17 protein-coding genes and 1 pseudogene are annotated in these 15,949 nt (G+C 58.9%); 2 read left to right on the forward strand and 16 right to left on the reverse strand.

Annotated elements, in window-relative coordinates; translation table 11 throughout:
* The 13 genes from DRB19_RS24075 to DRB19_RS24130 all read right to left on the reverse strand — a co-directional run.
* Positions 1–560: TRAP transporter large permease subunit (locus DRB19_RS24075; protein ID WP_162815833.1), on the reverse strand; the 560-nt coding region annotated here is incomplete at its 3' end.
* Positions 557–1,162, reverse strand: a complete 606-nt coding sequence (locus DRB19_RS24080) for a TRAP transporter small permease (protein ID WP_114188562.1) — start codon at positions 1,160–1,162, stop codon at positions 557–559. The genes DRB19_RS24080 and DRB19_RS24075, both read right to left, overlap by 4 nt.
* 207 nt (positions 1,163–1,369) lie before the next feature.
* Positions 1,370–2,248: an alpha/beta hydrolase gene (locus tag DRB19_RS24085; RefSeq protein WP_162815834.1), complete on the reverse strand. Its 879-nt coding sequence runs from the start codon at positions 2,246–2,248 to the stop codon at positions 1,370–1,372.
* Between the two features lie 98 nt (positions 2,249–2,346).
* Positions 2,347–3,372 (reverse strand): TRAP transporter substrate-binding protein, encoded by a 1,026-nt coding sequence (locus DRB19_RS24090; RefSeq protein WP_114188564.1) that lies wholly within the window; start codon positions 3,370–3,372, stop codon positions 2,347–2,349.
* Between the two features lie 107 nt (positions 3,373–3,479).
* Positions 3,480–4,355: a shikimate dehydrogenase gene (locus DRB19_RS24095; protein WP_114188585.1), complete on the reverse strand. Its 876-nt coding sequence runs from the start codon at positions 4,353–4,355 to the stop codon at positions 3,480–3,482.
* A 332-nt stretch (positions 4,356–4,687) separates the two neighbouring features.
* A complete protein-coding gene (locus DRB19_RS24100; protein ID WP_114188565.1) occupies positions 4,688–5,629 on the reverse strand; it encodes a LysR family transcriptional regulator in 942 nt (313 codons plus the stop codon).
* Positions 5,630–6,310: 681 nt separating this feature from the next.
* Entirely contained in the window at positions 6,311–6,487 is a 177-nt protein-coding gene (locus DRB19_RS30210; RefSeq protein ID WP_162815835.1) for a hypothetical protein, read from the reverse strand.
* Positions 6,488–6,804: 317 nt separating this feature from the next.
* Complete coding sequence (locus DRB19_RS31960; protein ID WP_170148944.1) at positions 6,805–7,218, reverse strand: tannase/feruloyl esterase family alpha/beta hydrolase; 414 nt, start codon at positions 7,216–7,218, stop codon at positions 6,805–6,807.
* 2 nt (positions 7,219–7,220) lie between these two features.
* Positions 7,221–8,453, reverse strand: a complete 1,233-nt coding sequence (locus DRB19_RS24110) for a tannase/feruloyl esterase family alpha/beta hydrolase (RefSeq protein WP_114188567.1) — start codon at positions 8,451–8,453, stop codon at positions 7,221–7,223.
* Positions 8,454–8,539: 86 nt separating this feature from the next.
* Positions 8,540–9,388, reverse strand: a complete 849-nt coding sequence (locus tag DRB19_RS24115) for a cyclase family protein (protein ID WP_114188568.1) — start codon at positions 9,386–9,388, stop codon at positions 8,540–8,542.
* A 250-nt stretch (positions 9,389–9,638) separates the two neighbouring features.
* Positions 9,639–10,655, reverse strand: coding sequence for a TRAP transporter substrate-binding protein (locus tag DRB19_RS24120; protein WP_114188569.1), 1,017 nt, complete (start codon positions 10,653–10,655; stop codon positions 9,639–9,641).
* Positions 10,656–10,665: 10 nt separating this feature from the next.
* Positions 10,666–11,526 carry a sugar phosphate isomerase/epimerase family protein gene (locus tag DRB19_RS24125; protein ID WP_114188570.1) on the reverse strand — a complete coding sequence of 287 codons (861 nt, stop codon included), beginning with the start codon at positions 11,524–11,526 and terminating at the stop codon, positions 10,666–10,668.
* 34 nt (positions 11,527–11,560) lie between these two features.
* A complete protein-coding gene (locus tag DRB19_RS24130) occupies positions 11,561–12,301 on the reverse strand; it encodes an SDR family NAD(P)-dependent oxidoreductase (protein WP_114188571.1) in 741 nt (246 codons plus the stop codon).
* Positions 12,302–12,589: 288 nt separating this feature from the next.
* On the opposite strand from DRB19_RS24130, the gene DRB19_RS24135 reads away from it, so the two are divergent.
* Positions 12,590–13,288 carry a GntR family transcriptional regulator gene (locus DRB19_RS24135; RefSeq protein ID WP_162815836.1) on the forward strand — a complete coding sequence of 233 codons (699 nt, stop codon included), beginning with the start codon at positions 12,590–12,592 and terminating at the stop codon, positions 13,286–13,288.
* 358 nt (positions 13,289–13,646) lie between these two features.
* Here the strand turns inward: DRB19_RS24135 and DRB19_RS31285 are convergent.
* A pseudogene (locus DRB19_RS31285) lies at positions 13,647–13,820 on the reverse strand (IS630 family transposase); the annotation flags it as partial.
* Between the two features lie 158 nt (positions 13,821–13,978).
* On the opposite strand from DRB19_RS31285, the gene DRB19_RS30825 reads away from it, so the two are divergent.
* Entirely contained in the window at positions 13,979–14,131 is a 153-nt protein-coding gene (locus DRB19_RS30825) for a hypothetical protein (protein WP_174799993.1), read from the forward strand.
* A gap of 72 nt (positions 14,132–14,203) precedes the next feature.
* Here the strand turns inward: DRB19_RS30825 and DRB19_RS24150 are convergent, their stop codons facing one another.
* Together DRB19_RS24150 and DRB19_RS24155 are read right to left on the reverse strand one after the other, a co-directional pair.
* Positions 14,204–15,049 carry a sugar phosphate isomerase/epimerase family protein gene (locus DRB19_RS24150; protein ID WP_114188573.1) on the reverse strand — a complete coding sequence of 282 codons (846 nt, stop codon included), beginning with the start codon at positions 15,047–15,049 and terminating at the stop codon, positions 14,204–14,206.
* A 214-nt stretch (positions 15,050–15,263) separates the two neighbouring features.
* Positions 15,264–15,938, reverse strand: coding sequence for an aspartate/glutamate racemase family protein (locus tag DRB19_RS24155; protein WP_147022142.1), 675 nt, complete (start codon positions 15,936–15,938; stop codon positions 15,264–15,266).
* Positions 15,939–15,949 lie beyond the last annotated feature (11 nt).

Consider the following 15,949-nt stretch of genomic DNA (forward strand, 5'->3'; position numbering starts at 1 on the left):
AACGCCAGGCCGAGGCCGATCAAGATGCCGGGTACCAGTCCCGCCAGGAACAGCTTGGTGATCGACACGCCTCCCACAACGCCGAAGATCACGAAGCCGATGCTGGGCGGAATCACCGGTCCAATCACTCCGGAAGCGGCAATCAGCCCGCCGGAGAGCGCCTTGTTATGCCCAGCCTGCACCATCATCGGAACGAGAAGAGCCGAAAGGGCTGCTGCATCGGCGACTGCCGAGCCGGACAAGGCGGACAGGATGCACGCAGCCAGGATTGCCACATAGCCGAGTCCGCCTTTGACGTGCCCGACGAGCGCGAGCGCGACATTCACGATGCGTTTGGACAGGCCGCCGGTGTTCATGATCTCGCCGGCCAGCATGAAAAACGGCACGGCCAGCAGTGGAAAGCTGTCGGCGCCGTTTATGATGTTCTGGGCCACGATTTGGGCGTCGAACATATCCATATAGATCATCAGGGCGATGCCGCTGATCAGCAGCGCGTAGGCAATCGGCATGCCGATGGCCATAGTGCCAAGGAGAGCGCCGACGAAGATAAGGATGGTCATGGCCGGACGTCCCTCTGGGTGGTGGTCACGCCCGCAAGCTGGGCTTCACGCCGATCGCGCTCGGCCAGCTCATGCTGTAGCGCCTCCAACTCCTCCTGCTCCTCGGATTCCTTGACCATGACGAGTTCCTCCTCGGACAGCTTGCCGGTGACGGCGCGGTAGAGATCGGCCAGTAAGATTAGGCCTGATGAGATCCCGAACACGATTCCGACGCCGTAGAACCAGCCGGTGGACAATCCGGACGCAGGGGCGGCCACGTCCCAGTTGATCAAGGTCTGCTGCCAACTCCCTTCCAGGAGGAGCCATGTGGCGTAGAGCATGAGGAGCTGGCTGACGATTAGGCAGGCGCGCTTGCCAAGGTTGGGCAGACGCCTGACGAGCATGTCGACGCCCAGATGCCCGTGCTCGCGTAGAGCGATGATGGCGCCAAGGAAGGTGAGCCAGACGAAGAGCCAGCGCGACACTTCCTCGGAAACGGTGATGCCGGAATTGAAGCCGTAGCGCAGAACAACGTTGCCGAAAACAAGAACGACCATGATGGCCAGGAAGAGGGCGATCAGGACCTTCAGCAGTTTGAAATAGCCTTCTATGAGCATGTTCATTGGCGTTTCCTCTGGCCGGCGTCCCTGTTGTTGTTGTTGGCGTGGACGCGCTACATCGATTGAAAGTGTCGTCTCATTCGTTCTGGGTCAGGTTTGGTTCCCGTGAAGGGGATAGCGCCTATCTGCTTGGAAAACGTCCCGCAGCTTCTCGCTGTTAGGATGAGCATGCCACCTTCGTCCTTAATGGGACAAGGTACCATCAGCGGCCTATTGCCCTTTCAGCAGCTTGTCGAAAAATGCCTTCATGGCCGACATCACCTCGGGATTACTGCTGACTTGTCCGAAACTGTGACCCGCGCCTTGGACCCTGATCAGCGTTGCCTCGATATTGGCGCCTCGTAGAGCATCATGCATCACCTCACTTTGGCGGAACGGAACCTGCGGATCATCGGTGCCGTGGACGAGCATGAACGGTGGCGTGGTGGGTGAAATGTAGGTCTGCGGGTTTGCCTTACGGACCCTCTCTGCATTCGCGGGATCACGCACGTTGAAGCCCATATGCGCGTTCTCGACATAGAGATAGCTGTCTGGCGCTTGCCCGGTAGTCGTGGACAGGTCGAATGCACCATACCATGTTGCGACAGCTTGGACAGCGCTGGAATGACCAGGCCATTTGTCGTTTCCAAACTCGGGCATGTCTCCCGTCACCGCCGCCATCGCTGCGAGTTGCCCGCCCGCGGAGTTCCCCCAGATCCCGATGCGATCGGGGTTGATGTTATAGCGGGTCGCATTGGCGCGCAGGAACCGGATGGCAGTCTTCACGTCCTTGAGCGGCTCAGGGAAGGTCGCCTCTCCGATGATGCGGTACTCGATCGCCGCGACCAGATAGCCAGCCTTCGCAAAGGGCGCGAGTTGCGGGATGAGGGCTGCCTTATCCACACTGCGCCATCCGTTACCGGAGACGAACACGATGGCTGGTGTTGGTGTTGTGCTCACCGGTCGCAGCAAGTCCATCTTCAGGTGACTGCGCGCAAAGCCGTTCGCAATATCGGTGTAAGTAACGTCCGGCTGCAGAGTGGCGAGGGTGTTCTCCCGCACGCTTTGGACGGTAACGACCTCTGCCGAAGCGGCGGTCGCCAGACCCATTGCGATCGCCGCTCCGAGCAAGACAGTTCGCCTGTTCATGTTCCAACATCCTCAGTTAGGCTGAGAGGCGGCCTGAGCTTCGCACAAGCCGCCGCCAATTACTTCTTGGCCCGTACCTTCTCGACTTCGGCATAGAGCTCCGCGACGAACTCCTCTCCGAGATCGTTCTTGTACTTGTCGATCACCGGCTTGGCTTTCTCGCGCAGCTTGGCGATCTCCTCCGGCGGGAGCTCGTGGATTGTCATGCCGGCCTTCTTCAGTTGATCGAGCACCTTGGTCGCCTCCTCGCGGGCGATCTTGCGCTGATAGGTTGCGGTCTCGACAGCCGCCTGCTGCAGGATCTTGCGCTCATCCTCGGAGAGCTTGTCCCATGTCTTCTTGCTGACAATGACGATCTGTGGCGTGTACATATGGTTCGTCAGGGTCAGGTGCTTCGACACCTCGTTGTACTTGCCGTCCGGAATGTTCAGCAGCGGGTTCGTCATCCCATCAATCGAGCCCTGTTCCAGGGCTGTATAGGTCTCGGTGAACGGCATCGGCACCGCATTGGCTCCGGTGGCGTTCATGAAGTCCACGTAAATTGGTGTCGGGATCACGCGCATCTTCAGCCCACGCAAATCATCTGCCTTGGCGACGGGCTTGTTTCTCGTGTGAATCTCGCGGAAGCCGAGGTTCCAGTAGGCCAGCCCGACAAGGCCCTTGGCTGGGAGCTTATCGATCAGCTTCTTGCCGATTGGTCCATCGATGACCGCGTCGGCTTCTTCGGAGCTGTTGAACAGGTAGGGGAAGTCGAGGACTGCCATCTCCTTCACGTTGCCAGCAAGCAGGCTGGCATTCATCACATTCAGGTCGATGGTGCCGCCCTGCATGGCCGAGACGACCTGCAGATCCGGTCCAAGCGATCCACCGGGGAAAGCCCTGACGGTGATCTTGCCGCCGCTCTTATCCTTGACGAGTTCGGCGAACTTCTCGACCCCCAGAACTTGGGGGTGTCCCTTATTGCTCGCTGCCGTAAATCGCAGGGTCCGTGTCTCGACCTGCGCCGAGGTCTCAGCCACGCCAGCAAGCAGCATGGCGCCAGGCACGAGAACGGTCGCTAGTAGGTGGGTGATGTGTTTCCGCATGGGGCTTCTCCCTAATCATTGTCTGTTCTGCAGGGCCGGTCGGCGGCACAAGATTGGTGTATTCGTCGCCTGTTGCTGTTTCGTAGAGCCTCCTTTTGTTTCTTCGATTAGCCAGGCCGGAGCGCTGCGAAATGAGCCCGCATTCGATCGCTGTCGGGCTCGATGCCGGTGAACAGCCGGAAGGCCTCGACGGCTTGGAACACGGCCATGCCGCCTCCACCGAGGGTGCGGGCGCCGAGTGCCTTTGCGCGCTTGAGAAGCTCCGTTTCGAGCGGAAAATAGATGATGTCGGCCACCCAGAGATCAGGACGCAGCAGATCCGCCGGAAGCGGCATGCCCGGATGTGACGTCATGCCGACAGGGGTGGTGTTGATGAGCCCGTCGGCAGACTGCACAGCCGTCGCGAGATCCTGTCCTGCCTTGGCGCGCCCGGCCCCAAAGTGAGCAGACAGCTTGGCCGCGAGCTGTTCGGCCCGGGCTTGATCAAGATCGAAGAGCGTGAGCTCCGCGACGCCGAGCGTGAGCGCTGCATGCCCGACGGCGGCCGCGGCGCCGCCTGCTCCGAGTTGGACCACACGATTGCGCTTCACGTCGGCCATCTTACGACGGAAAGGCTCGGCAAACCCGTTCCAGTCGGTGTTGTGGCCCATCCGCTTGCCGTCTTTGAACAGAACTGTGTTGACCGCACCAAGGGCTCGGGCTGTCTCCGACAACTCGGTCAGGAGCGGTATAACAGCCTGCTTACAGGGGTGGGTGATGTTGAGTCCATTGAAGCCAAGGGACTCGGCTGCCGTGAGGATATCCGGCAGATCCTGCACCCCGCGCCCAATCTGCTCCAGGTCGATCAGTCGGTAGACATAGGGGATCCGCTGGGCAGCCCCTTCCACCTCGTGGAGGACGGGGGTCAGGGAGCCCTGAATGCCTTGGCCAATCAGACCGCATAGGACAGAGCGAGTGAGGGACGAGAGCGCAGCGGCCGCCATTTCGGTTGGGCCTGCCTGCTCTGACGTGGTTCGATCGCTGAGCTGGCTCATTATCATGATCAGAGTGCCCTCTATGCACTGTCGAAGTTATGGCCGTAGTGCCCGAACCCGACTGCCTGAATCGTTCCTTCAGAGCATTCGACCGAGCGCTTAATGGAAGGATGCCTAGCTAGACAGTTGCCTTCGAACCATTGGCGCCGACGCTCTCATGCGGGCGTCGTGGGACAATGTGTTCCTAGCAGCGAAGAGTGAACACCAGTTCGCTGTGGGAGCAAAATACCAATATTTGCGCCAACCGTAACATGATGTTACGGGTGCACCTCTGAGGAGATCTAAGAAGAGATTCGCTTCACGGCTGCTTCCCCACGGAGGGGCTCTGGGTTCAGGACAGCCGCTTTCATTTCCGTGCGTAAAGCTTTGACAAAGGTTTCCGCAAAGGACGAGAGCATGGTTCCGGCTTTGCTCGCCACATAGGTGTCAAATCGGGTCGGCTCTCGGATCCGGAGCAGCTTCAATCCGGGTACGGCACCGTGGGCGACTGTGAACTGGTCAATAATTGCAATCCCCAGGCCAGCCTTGACCAGGGCACAGACGGTGGTCCCGAACCGGGCGCGGATCGTGATCTCGTACGGGAGGCCTCGCTCGCGGAAGATGTTGGACATGATCCGGCCGTAGGGGTCATTGGGGTCGATCCCAATCAGCGGGTGCCGCACAATCTCCTCTGCCGAAATCACGTCAAATCCATCCAGCGGGTGTCCTTCAGGAACGATGCAGAACAACTCCCCTGATGCTAGGGGCTCGAAGGTCAGGCTCGGGTGATCAAACCGCGAGCTGATAGCCACGACCTCGCCCTTGCCAAGGAGCAGATAGTCAATTGCCTCTTCAATCTTCAGGGTATTGATGTCGATAACCAGATCTGGATGGTGGCGCCGAACCGTCTCGATCGCACGGGGGACCATGACGTTGGCAATGCTTGGGACCGATCCGATCCGCAATTCCTGCGAGGCCCCAGTCTCGAGACGGCTGATAGCGCCACGAAGGTCCTCGACCTTCGTGAAAATGGTGTTGACCTGCTCGAAGATACCATTGGCTTGGGCGGTTGGAACAAAGCGCCCATTGCGGCGGTCGAACAGCCGGACCCCAAGTGAGGTCTCGGTATGCTTCATGAGTCGGCTGAGACCGGGAGCGGACACATTGAGAAGTCTGGCGGCGCCGGCGACGGTGCCAGTGACCATGATGGCCCGGATGACCTCAATCTGGCGCAGAGTCAGCATTCGAAACCATCAATCACGCAACGAGGCGGGGAGCTGGTATTGTTTGCTGAAGCCGACGCCTGGGCAAGAGTGATATCTGCCTTTTTAGCTCGGACCAATCATTGTGGCATTAGTAAACTCCAGTTGGTTTCCCCATGTCTCTGGCGGCGTTCTTGCGGACCCGTCGTGCGACCTCTTCGGGCTGAGCTGCTCCATCGGAACTTCCAGGGCAACCGGAATGCTGGCAGGCATGTGCTTTAGGATACTGGAAATGTTAATACCATCGTCTCGTAGCGGCAGACGCTCGCAAGTCAGTTCGATCGCTCTGACACAACAGCCAGTCTTGGACTGAACCAGGCCTTGTGCAAATCCCGCCTTACAACCATGAGGATGTCGTGCCCACCAGACCTGCCGCGAAGGAGCTGGTCGAGGAGGTTCGCCCCAGATGCAAGCCAAATGGCGCAATACCGTGATCATTACGGTTATTTGCTAGCTCAGGAAGTAATACCCAGGTGACGAAGTTCTGATCCGTAGGATCAGCGGTGTACCTCGCTGCCAGCCCGCCCCTGAAGTCAGGACTTCCATGGATGGGTATAAGGTGGCTGAATTGCAGCCGCTGCCAGCCAACCAGCTGGCAGGTCCTGGTCTTTAGGGATCAACGGACAAGTTGGATCGTCTGGATTCTACAAACTTGACCGGGATTTACCCGAGAAGTGAGGCGTAGCGTTGCCGGCGGAGCGTGCGCCGAGTTTCATCGGCTTTGTTGATTACCTTCAGCATTTTGATGGCCGAAAGCCAAAACAGCCCAAGCAGCGAGTCTGCGTGGGAAGCCTTCTGATCTTTAGGGAAGTAGTCGATACGGGTGTTGATAGTGGCCATAGATCCGTCTTTCGAAGTGAGAACGTAACCTCAGGCGCTTCCTGTTATCGTTCTTACTGGAAAGATGGGTCGCACTGCTCCTTAGCACCAGGGGAAACGCAGCATGGTTTGGCTGCGCCTACTGCATAGCAGAAGCAGCAAAGGATTAATCATATGCGTTTGATACACATGCTTTGGGCAATCTGATGTGGATCTGATAAGTAAGCCCCGCAGCTTCATCAACATGAATCTGCCAAGCTTAGGTGGATACCATGCGCGGCATCGATGTGGGCACCAATGACGCGAACGCGCACCTCATTCGTTCTTGACTGCAGGGCTCACCGGTTTTGGCAGACGAGGCTAGTCCCCTTCCAGTCGCACCACGTCTGGACCCCAGTCTTATAGTTCGCCAGCCCTAGCCAGTCCGTGCGGTTGGAGATTCCTGTTCTCATAGGCATCGCATAGTACGGTTGGACGCTGATGGTCCTTGTGACTGTCGCATCAGTGGGTCCCGCTTCGAAGCTGACCTTCACCTCGCGCGGAGAAGTGCCGTCCTCAACCCAGGCCATGAGCTGCGACATGTAATCGGCGGTCACAGGGGTCGGCCCGCCGCTGCAGTGATAGGCTCCTGGGACAAGATAGAGCGCCAGAACCTCCTTTGCGGCCTGCTCGCCCATATGGGCCCGCACGGCCTCGGCATAGTTCAAGCTGCCGAGGGGCGATGAGCCCGTGTCGGCCCAGCCGTGCCACATGATCAGCTTGCCGCCGCGCCTGGCAAATTGACTGAGGTCGGGGTTCGTCGGGTCGAAAGGCCCTGGAGCTTGTGCAGCTTGTCGAAGCTCGTCTTTGTGAACTCCATGTTCTGGTTCGTGATGTCCGTGATCTCGCCGAGCCCACTCATGAAGCTGGGGAAATCCCACGACCATTGGAAGTCCCCCGAAGTTGCAAGGGTGTTGCGGGCGCTTTCTTCCCGTGGAACCATCGAGCCGAGCCAGCTGAGCTCCGAGCCGTACGCCATTCCGCCCGGGAAGAGTTGCTTGCCGTGTTCGTCAGTTGGCCCCTGCCAGATCTTTGTGGCTACGGACGCTTGCTCCGCAGTGAGGCAAGACGGGCCGTCGCTATTGGCCGGACACACGACAGTGCTGACGTCGAACGTGCACGCGCGTGGGTCCTCGATTAGGCCACTCGACCCGGCGCATGCTTTCAGCACCGCTTGGGCCAAGATGGGGATCTTCGAGGCTGTCAGGATTGGGCTACCGTCCGGCCGGCTGTTCACCCGGACGTTCCAGGCGTGGAAGAAAGTGTTGGTCGAGACCACGTCGAGTGTCGTCGAGGAGGCAAGGATGCCATCAAAGTCCTCCGGAAATCGCTGCGCCTCCTGTAATCCCTGGCGTCCCCCATCTGAGCAGCCGTTGAAGTAGGAATACCTCGGCCCCTGCCCGTAATATTCCCGGATCAGAGCTTTTGCGGCCTGGGCCATCTTCTGGTTCCCCGCGTAAGCGAAATTCACGACCGCTCCGGGGTTCTCGATGGCCCAGACTCCATCGGGACGGAAAGCTCCCGATCTGGTGTGGCCGAGATCCGACGAGGCAACCACCATTTCCTGGTTCTCAACGGGGGCGCAGCCTTTGGAGCTACGGAAGTTTGGAGAGCCGCCAAGATTGATCTCGCCACAGTAACCTCCGCAGCCATACTGAAGATACCGTTGCGTCCAACCATCGGCCGGCATCCGCACCTCGAAGGTGACCTGGGGAGCCACATAGCCTTTGACCACACAAAAGCTACGAGCCCCATCCTTGATTTCATCAGCCGAGTGGATGCGGATAGGTCCCGCTGCGCTACGGGACAGATCAAGCCCCTTGAGATCCGCGCATAACTTAATGGGTTTAACGGGAGCCAGATCGGCCGCTGTGGCCTGGGTGACGCAGGATCCGAACCCAATCACGGTGAACGTGAAGACAGATAGAGATAACGTCAAAGCCCTCATAGCTTCCTCCGCGGGAATATTACCTACAACATGCCAGTCAGCACTCAGCTAAGGTGATAGCGCCATTAGAATGGACCTGGCGGAGCTCAGATTAGAGCCAGGACCCGGCTGGGTCCGCCGGTGCCACCCCTCACCTTAGGGCCGCCCACGACAAGCCATGCCCCCTTCTCCGGAACGGCGTCGAGGTTGGCGAGGCACTCCACGCCCCAGCGACCGCTGGTAAGCCAAGCATAGTGCACGGGGAATTCACCCAGTTTGATCCCGGGGTCGAGCGACAGGGTATCCACGCCTATACCCTTGACGCTGCGCTCATTCATCAGGAGTTGCGCGGTCTCGGCGTGGAAGCCCGGAGTGTGGTACTTCCCCGTTCCGTCGGCTCCAGTGAATTTCGGTGAATCGAGCAGTTTGTGCCAGCCGGAGTTCATTGCGACGCAGGCCCCTTCCGGGATTGCGCCATTCTTGGACTCCCACGCCTTGATGTCATCGGGCGTCACGGCCGCATCGGGATTGTCAGCGGCCCGCGCCGCGATGTTGATCACCACCAGGGGCACCACCAGATCAGTGATCGGGATCTGGTCAACCGTCATGCCGTTCTCAGAGAAGTGGAGCGGCGCATCTAAATGGGTCCCGGTGTGCTCCATCAGCGTCCACCGGTTGATGTTCAGCTTATCTTTTGCCCATGTAAGGGCTGGCTCGATGCTGAACCACTTGGCTCCATCATAGGTGGGAAAGCCCTCAAACAGGGTATGGGTTAGATCGATGATGTCGGTGAACGACTTGGGAGTTGCCGGCGCAGAGGGTGTTGCCGCTGCAACCGGGGTTGCGGTGAACTGTGAGGCGCCGGCCGCAATGGCACCCAGACTGAACCCGGCCTTGAGCAGTCCGCGGCGGGTGGCTTGCTGGCAAATCGAATGGAGGCATCCTGGAGGGCACATAGGTCTTCCTTCCCTTGGGGTTGTTTTGTCACCGCCGTGAACAATCCTGCTCGTTGGCAGATGGTTTCTGACGACGGCATTCAATGACGGACAGATTCGTTCGACTGCTTTCGCAAAGCGTTCGAAACAGGGAGGCCAAACTTTCCACACACCCGTATTCCTAAACGGGCTGTGGCTCAGCGTGTCAGCAGACCGGATCGGGTTGTTTGAGCATCGGCGCTGGTCACCAGCGCCGATGCCATAAATCACTTTAGTTTCTGGAGCGCGCCTTCGCGACCTCAGCGTTCACCTGTTGTACGAGTTCTGGGTCAATGTCCTTGGCGTACTTGTCGGTGATTGGCTTGATCTTCTGCCGGATGCGTTCGATCTCCTCAGCCGGAACCTCGTTGACCGCGACCCCCGAAGCCTTGATCAGCTCAATCGACTTGGTGGTCTGATCACGTGAGACCTGCCGCTGATACACGGCGGCCTCATTGGCAGCGTCTTGGATCAGCTTCTTCTCGTCCTGGGACAGGCGGTCCCACGTCTTCTTGCTGAGGAGCATGGATTGTGGGTTGAAGACATGTTTGGTGAGCGACAGGTATTTCTGAACCTCGTGAAGCTTTGAGAAGTAGATCGTGTTGGGTGGATTTTCCTGCCCATCGACGACCTTCTGCTCCAGTGCCGTATACACCTCCGGGAAAGGCAACGGAACGGGATTCGATCCGAGCTCCTTGAAGACGTCGATGAAGAGGGGAAGCTGCAGAACGCGCAGCTTGAGGCCCTGGAAGTCCTCCATCTTGGCGATCGGCCGGCGGCTGTTGGTAGTTTGCCGGAAACCATTCTCAAAGTAGCTCAGGCCGACGAGGCCCTTTTCGGCCAGCTTTTCGTGCAGCTTTTTGCCTGCCGGTCCGTCAACGACCGCATCGGCTTCCTTCTCGCTATTGAAGAGATAGGGGAAGTCCAGAATGGCCGTGTTCTTGTCGATGCCAGCCAGAACGCCGGTGTTCAGCACCGTCATGTCGACGGTACCGCCCTGCAGGGCGGAGACCGTCTGCAGATCGCCGCCGAGGGTGCCGCCCGGGAACAGCCGAATTGTGATCTTCCCGCCGCTCTTCTCCTTGACCAGTTCGCCAAAGCGTTGAAGGCCAAGGCCAACAGGGTGATCAGCGGTGTTCTGGAACCCAAACCGCAGGGTGCGCTCCTTGACGTCCTGGGCTTGCGCGCTGATGGTTGCCAGCAGCAGTCCTATGCCCAGACCGAAAGCCTTGAGGGTCTTTCGCTTCATGATTGTTTCCTCACTTGGTTGAAGCCGCAGAATGCGGCATGGACTGGCCAATACGGTCATGACCAACGTCGGATCCCAGCAGCTCTTCGGCTGCCTTGCGGATCCGCTGGACATGCGCCTGCGGTGTGAGCCCAGCGCTTGGTGGCATTGGAACTTCGACCGCGAGAGCAACGCCCGGCTGTAGGCCCCTGACAAGCTCTCGAAGAGGCAATTCACCCTCCCCGGGCGAGAGGCGATGATTGCGCGCCTCTTCGATGATCCCTTCGGGCGGGGGCGCAGCTGCCGGTGCATCGCAGAGTTGAGCACTGCGGATCAATCCGGACTTAAGGGCTCGGACGTCAGCCGGCGATCCGCCGGAGCGAAAGAGGTGGAGAGCATCCAGCAGGATGCCACCATTATGGGCTCCAGCCTGGCGCACGATCTCGGCGGCTTGCGGGAGAGAGCCAACGTGCCGCCAGCGCATGAATTCGAGATCGACGCCAAGCCCGAATGTGCTGGCAAGTTCGCAGATCTCGGCGAAGTGAAATACAAGGCGTGAGAATTCAGGATCGTCGCCAGAGACATTAACGCGCTGGGCCCCCAGTTCCGCCGCCCCTTCGAACATATCTGCATAGCTCGAGATATCGATTGTCGGCGTCAACGGAATGAATTCGACATCGTAGACTGCAACGCCGGTGTCTTTCATGCGCCGTTTGGTCTCTGCCATCTCGACAGTCCCGGGTCGCAACGGATAGCTGATGGCTCCGGGAGCAGCCGGATTCAATCGCAGCCCGACAGCCCAGTAGCCGGTGTCTGCTGCAAGCGAGACCAGATGTGGTGGAGGCACCTCAAGAGCGGAAAGATGCGACAGCGATAGCCGTGTCGGGGTCATGAGGCCCTCCTTCCCAGCTTCATCGATCCCTCCCCTAATACGTCGCTCGCCCGCCGCTGAGGTCGAACACGAACCCTGTGGTGAAGCTGCATTCCGGGCTCGCGATCCATGCGACCATGGCGGCAATCTCAGGAATTTGCAGGAAGCGGCCCATCGGGATCTTGGCTTTGCTGGCCGTGATGTGGTCCTCGGTCATCTCACGCAAGAGCTCGGTCTCGACCATAGCAGGAGCGATGCAATTTGCCAGAACGCCGTCAGCGGCAAGCTCTTTGGCAAGAGCTTTGGTGAAGGCGATCACCCCAGCCTTGGCGGCGGAGTAGCCCGAGATGTACTGAACCCCGTCCTTGCCGGCCATGGACGCGACGTTGACGACGCGTCCATAGCCCTGTTGGCGCATGTGGGGGATAGCGGCGCGGCAGCCATAAAACACCCCGTTGAGGTTGATCGCCATGACCCGGTTCCAATCCTCTGGGGGATATTCCCAGGCGGGAACGACGGGGCCGTTGATCCCGGCATTGTTCACCAGGATCTCAATCGACCCGGCCTTCTCAACCGCCTCGGCGAAAGCTCGGTCCACAGCCGCCATGTCAGATATATCGACCGCTTGCGTGAGCAAAGGCTCGAAACCGGCCGCTTGAGGGTCAAAGGTTGAGAAGTCGATGTCCCAGAGGATGATGCGGGCGCCATCCTCGGCAAGCCGTTGAGCGATGCCAAGCCCAATGCCGCGCGCTGCTCCGGTCACAATTGCTGTTTGACCTTCAATGGTCTTAGCCATGCGTTTCCTCAGTGTTTTAGGGCTCAGCTGCGGCCGTTATTGAAACTAAACTGCCATACAGTACCTCACGGTGCAAGTGCCAGTATCTGAGAGATCTTATGAAAAATAACCATTCCGGCAGATCTTGAGCAATATCTTGGGCTGCTTTTTGCCCAATCTCTTAGATGAGCTCGGTCTAAATTGTATGGTAGTTTAGCCTATTTCTGTTGAACATAACCAAAAAAGAATTCACGGGGGCTTCCAATGTGCTATAGTTTAGCGACTAGGATACAACCGAAGTGTGATGCAATGCGTCCCCTAGAGCAAAGCCGCAGGCCCTCTCTCGCTGTTATCGCGGCAGAGAAGATCCGGGAAGCGATCGTCACCGGAGAACTCGCGCTTGGGGAGGCACTCTCAGAAGACCGGCTTGCCCTCACCCTCGGGGTCAGCCGCACCCCCGTGCGCGAGGCGCTGACCTCGCTTCAGCTGCAAGGGCTGATCAATATCTTCCCCCAGCGGGGGAGCTTCGTCTTTCACCCGAGCGAGAGCGATGTCGCCGAGTTATGTGAGTTCCGTGGCATGGCCGAGACCCGTGCGATGTGGCTGGCCCACGCACGCGGCCGGGACCGCACGCTTGAGCAATTGCGGCAGGCGCAGGCCGACATGGAGGCGGCGGTTGAGGATGGCAACGATCGTGCCTCCGCCCAGGCCGACGCTGCATTCCACGACGCATTCCTTTCCAATTGCGGCAATCAATTTCTTGTTCAAGCCTATGGCCTGATCTCGGGCCGGATCAGTGCTGTCCGCTCCCTCCTATTGCATCCGCAGGCGATCCGTAGCCGCTCGCTCGATGATCACCGCGAGATCATCGAGGCCTTTGAAGCGTCTGATCTCTTTCGCGCTGAAGCCGTCCTTGCGGCACACATCATGAAAATGCGGGTCGGCTACAGCGAGGCCAAACGAGCAGATTTGGCGGGAGGGAGCAACTCGCATCGGCGCAGCGCGTAGCACGTCTCCCGACAACGAACGGTCATCAGTGCGGCAGTCGATCGAGGTTTTGGTCAGTCCACCGTCATGCGCGCGGCGCCTGATCGGGCGGTCAGGCCGGCGCGCCGGAGGCATTCTCATAAAGCCCTAACACCGCATCCGATTGACGGGCTCCTGTTCAACCTCTGCGAAGCTTGGATTGTGGAGCCACCCTTCCCGGCACGGAAGCCGGAGAGTTCACAACAGGAGGCATGGATGATTAGAGCATCGGACGAGAAGTCGGATCCGATGAGGTCTGCATCTCAGCCATCCTGGAGCCATGCCGAAGCCGCCGGTGGCGCGTCCACTTAACGGTCCGATGCTCTAGAGCATCGGACCGTTAAACAGACGCATATCCGGCGGCCTTGAGGAGGTTCCAACACTCATGTGGCTCAAACAAATCGCAGATGTCACCGAGCGCTCGCCAAAGCGCGTCGAACGTTCGGGCCTCGACCTTGCGCAGATACGCTTTGATCTTGGAAAAGGCCTGCTCGATTGGTTTCAAATCGGGACTGGCAAGGAGCCCAGGTAATCGTGCAACCGCGACCAACTGCTGTTCTGGACAAGATCGCCGGCACCGCTCCTACCCAGCGGAATCAGCATCTGCGATGCATCACCGAATGCGGTCGTACGGGCTGGCAGAAGAGGTCCGGGTATAATCAACGAGCCCTGATGGAGACCGCCATCAGCCGCTTCAAACGAGTCATCGCGGATACGCTGCGCTCGCGGACGGACCGGCGTCGTGCGACCGAGGTTGCCATTGCCGTGACTGCCCTGAACCGCATGCTTGAGCTTGGGCGCCCGAAATCTGTCCGAGTTGCCTGACATCCGGCGAGGATAGGTAACATGCATGCCTCGGCCGATCCGTGCAACACGGCTCTCTGGAAGGGCAAACGCCTACACAGCTGAAAGCTCGCTCTCGACGAAGTCGAGGGAGCGCATGACCGCAGCGCGGATCATGGAAAGCGGTAGAGGATCAGGAGCGCGGAACGGATCCTGACGCCCGGGTCGTTTTAGCCGTAACGGCAATTCGATACCGACTGGAGCGGTGCTCCCGAGTTGAGACAGTCTCCTCAGGATCTTCTTATAGTTTATCGAGCCGTCACCAATGGATGTAAAGGTCCATCCCTCGGGCGTAGAATGAACATCCTTTAGATGGAGGTGTGCCACATACGCCAGCACCGCCTCAAAATCGTCCTCCGGGTGTATCTGCTCCCGCGAGTAAGTAAAAATGTTTCCGATGTCATAATTGATCCGCACCCATGGCGATCCGACTGACTGCACGAGGTCAGCGGCGTCTGCCACCGTGCTAAGGAGATCACCTGATCCATGTCCCGGGTTTTCGAACGCAATCACTACGTTCTGCGCAGCAGCTTCGGGAATGAGTTGGTCAAGATTTTGCTTGAGGTTATCGCGGAGGCTCGCGGGCCCAGCATTGGTAATTACGATATTGGCGCCGATCCGACGCGCAAAGTCCATGCGGCGCTTCAGCTGCTCGACTGCCTCTGGCAGACTTGCATTCACATGGGCCGAAACTGCCATGGAAGAAAGACCAGATTGGCTTAATGCTCGGGCTACGGCAGCCGCGTTAGCCGGAGTAAAAGCAGTCTCATCGAACGAGACATAGCCCTTGATATAAGCAATCTCTACAGCTTTCCCCCCAGCGCCTGCAATTTCGTCGAGAGCCACCGGCAGGTCGTAACCATCAAAAGCGGCCGTGGAGACTGAAATCGGTTGAGCCATGAGGCCTCCAACAAACAGGGTTGCTATAGCCGGTCGAGATCTCGCAGGGACGATTTCTCGACCGGAAGGTTGTCAACGAACTTGAAGCGATAGATCCCAGAACGCTTCGTCTTCAACGAAAGCGGAGGCGTCCTGAGAGCAATGGGTGTCTACACGGACACCCCGGTCCATAGGTGAATTTCGGATTCGATCCCGATCTGCCCCGCCGTTGTTATCATGCCGCTTCCGTCAGTCCGCGACGGGCAAGAGCATCACGGACCCAGCGAACTCCAAGTTCCGGGCTCGACAGAACGGGCGCGCGCAGATTTTTGAGGCTCGGCACAAGGCGCGCCATCGAGACCTGGGCCAGAACAACCACGTCGTGATCCTTGGCAAGATCTTCAACCGCCTGTTGCACGATCTGATCATGACCAGCCTCGTCCCCGGTCGACAAACGCTCAAACGCCTCCCGGCAAAGACGGCGCTCGATATTGATCGTGCGCCCAAGCTCGACAGCTTTGCTTTCGATCTGTCGGCAGGTCGGCTCAAGGGTGGTCGGCAGCGTGGCGACAACGCCAATCCGCTCGCCCATGCGCACAGCCTCCTCGGCCATTGCTTCGTCGATCTTGAACACAGGCAAGCCGCTCGACTGGGCGACACCAGCCGTGAGCTCCGAGATTGACGAGCAGGTGACGAGGATAGCGTCTGCTCCTGCCGCAACCGCACTGGCTCCCAGGTGTTCCAGGCGCGAGCGCACTGCGTCGGTAACGGTGCCTTCGCGCTCTATCGCGGAAACGATGCCGTCATCCATGAGGTTCAGGCGTGCCAGGTCAGGCATCAGCGTACGCACAAGATCATTGATCGGCTTGATAACGACCGGACCAGTATGAATCATCGCTAGAGTTGGCATGGGGTTGTCCT

This window comes from Microvirga aerophila, assembly GCF_003332305.1.
Classification (GTDB): Bacteria; Pseudomonadota; Alphaproteobacteria; order Rhizobiales; family Beijerinckiaceae; genus Microvirga; species Microvirga aerophila.

Excerpts from the sequence above, each read along its gene's own strand:
- DRB19_RS24080 (WP_114188562.1), bottom strand. The coding sequence starts at position 1,162 with ATGAACATGCTCATAGAAGGCTATTTCAAACTGCTGAAGGTCCTGATC.
- DRB19_RS24100 (WP_114188565.1), bottom strand. The coding sequence starts at position 5,629 with ATGCTGACTCTGCGCCAGATTGAGGTCATCCGGGCCATCATGGTCACT.
- DRB19_RS24095 (WP_114188585.1), bottom strand. The coding sequence starts at position 4,355 with ATGGCGGCCGCTGCGCTCTCGTCCCTCACTCGCTCTGTCCTATGCGGT.
- DRB19_RS24125 (WP_114188570.1), bottom strand. The coding sequence starts at position 11,526 with ATGACCCCGACACGGCTATCGCTGTCGCATCTTTCCGCTCTTGAGGTG.
- DRB19_RS24090 (WP_114188564.1), bottom strand. The coding sequence starts at position 3,372 with ATGCGGAAACACATCACCCACCTACTAGCGACCGTTCTCGTGCCTGGC.
- DRB19_RS24130 (WP_114188571.1), bottom strand. The coding sequence starts at position 12,301 with ATGGCTAAGACCATTGAAGGTCAAACAGCAATTGTGACCGGAGCAGCG.
- DRB19_RS24110 (WP_114188567.1), bottom strand. The coding sequence starts at position 8,453 with ATGAGGGCTTTGACGTTATCTCTATCTGTCTTCACGTTCACCGTGATT.
- DRB19_RS24135 (WP_162815836.1), top strand. The coding sequence starts at position 12,590 with ATGCGTCCCCTAGAGCAAAGCCGCAGGCCCTCTCTCGCTGTTATCGCG.
- DRB19_RS30825 (WP_174799993.1), top strand. The coding sequence starts at position 13,979 with ATGGAGACCGCCATCAGCCGCTTCAAACGAGTCATCGCGGATACGCTG.
- DRB19_RS24120 (WP_114188569.1), bottom strand. The coding sequence starts at position 10,655 with ATGAAGCGAAAGACCCTCAAGGCTTTCGGTCTGGGCATAGGACTGCTG.
- DRB19_RS31960 (WP_170148944.1), bottom strand. The coding sequence starts at position 7,218 with ATGTGGCACGGCTGGGCCGACACGGGCTCATCGCCCCTCGGCAGCTTG.
- DRB19_RS24085 (WP_162815834.1), bottom strand. The coding sequence starts at position 2,248 with ATGGGTCTGGCGACCGCCGCTTCGGCAGAGGTCGTTACCGTCCAAAGC.
- DRB19_RS24115 (WP_114188568.1), bottom strand. The coding sequence starts at position 9,388 with ATGTGCCCTCCAGGATGCCTCCATTCGATTTGCCAGCAAGCCACCCGC.
- DRB19_RS24150 (WP_114188573.1), bottom strand. The coding sequence starts at position 15,049 with ATGGCTCAACCGATTTCAGTCTCCACGGCCGCTTTTGATGGTTACGAC.
- DRB19_RS24155 (WP_147022142.1), bottom strand. The coding sequence starts at position 15,938 with ATGCCAACTCTAGCGATGATTCATACTGGTCCGGTCGTTATCAAGCCG.
- DRB19_RS30210 (WP_162815835.1), bottom strand. The coding sequence starts at position 6,487 with ATGGCCACTATCAACACCCGTATCGACTACTTCCCTAAAGATCAGAAG.